1 protein-coding gene is annotated in these 1,138 nt (G+C 57.7%); it reads left to right on the top strand.

The window, feature by feature from the left end; genetic code table 11:
- Positions 1 to 545 precede the first annotated feature (545 nt).
- Positions 546 to 917 carry a hypothetical protein gene (locus E8D38_RS27805; RefSeq protein ID WP_140637532.1) on the top strand — a complete coding sequence of 124 codons (372 nt, stop codon included), beginning with the start codon at positions 546 to 548 and terminating at the stop codon, positions 915 to 917.
- Positions 918 to 1,138 lie beyond the last annotated feature (221 nt).

Below are 1,138 nucleotides of genomic sequence, written 5' to 3'. Positions count from 1 at the left end.
AAGAGGATTCAGACATCGCTGTGAGGCCACGCACCGCGTGGTTCACGGCGTACGCAATGTCATCGTGGCGTTGCATCGGTTCAACTCGAGCGACGGCGCTCATTGATCAGCGCATCCTTAGGCACCATGCATCCAACCGAGTATCTCGTCGTAGGCGCGTTTCGTAACGACACATCCGAAGAGATGCACCTCTATCTGGAGATGCTCTGGGCAATCCATAGAGCTTCTCGCGCGGCCGGATCCAGACCTTCTTCCCCTTACGATTGATCGGGTCGCCGACGGGTTGCATATTCATCCGTGCCGCGTTGCCGATCCGGACTGGTATGTCCGCTTCAACGGCAAGCTCATTAAGCCAGCTCACCCTACTCGACTTTCGAACACAAATGAGCCACCTGTCTTTTAAGACATTACGCGTTGGTCCTCCGCCGGTGGCAGTCCAGCAGCTTAGGCGAAGCGCGGGTCTGGTGCCTAACCCCTCCATCGAGCGGACGTCTTCCGGCAAGCCGGAAGCCGCCGCTCATGTCAAACGTTAGGTCGCGCTTGCAATGCTGAAGCTCATCGGAATCCTAGTGCTGTCCTCCCAGCTGTCCGTCGCTGTAGAAACGAATAGTGGCTTCGTCGAGGCCTCGTTCCCAAATACTGCGGCAGGGGCGGAGGCGCTGGTTGGGTATGCAGAGCGAACAGTGGGTGAACCAGAAGATGGAGTTCACATAGTCGTCGGTTGGCTCAACGACGCAGATAACGACGAACACATCGTTGCGAAGCTATCGTCTGTTGGAATCAAGCATGCGCTTGCCTCTCCTGCAGACATCCGCGCTGCTGTGGCAGAGAACAAGCTGCCGGAGAACTCGCCTACTGCGGTGGCGCTGGCGTTCAAGAAGCGCTTTGCCTTTCTGTGGAAGGGAAAGACGAAATGAGTCAAGCCGGTCTTGCAAATCCTTCGCACTCTGCCGAGGCGCAACCTAACCCATCCATCGAGCGGACGTTTTCGAGCTGGCTTCGCCAGCCCGAAGCCGCCTCTCATGTCAAACTACAAGGGCTTCCCCCTCTGTCAAGCGAAGAGAGGCCGTGACCTTCAACGAAGGCCACCAGCAGCAAGAGACTGGCTTGGAGCTGGCGACAGCTGCGATGGGGGAGG

The sequence above is a fragment of the Methylibium rhizosphaerae genome (assembly GCF_006386545.1).
Classification (GTDB): domain Bacteria; phylum Pseudomonadota; class Gammaproteobacteria; order Burkholderiales; family Burkholderiaceae_C; genus Pseudorivibacter; species Pseudorivibacter rhizosphaerae.
Note: the sequence above shows the minus strand (reverse complement) of the source record. Positions and strands in the feature narration are given on the sequence as shown.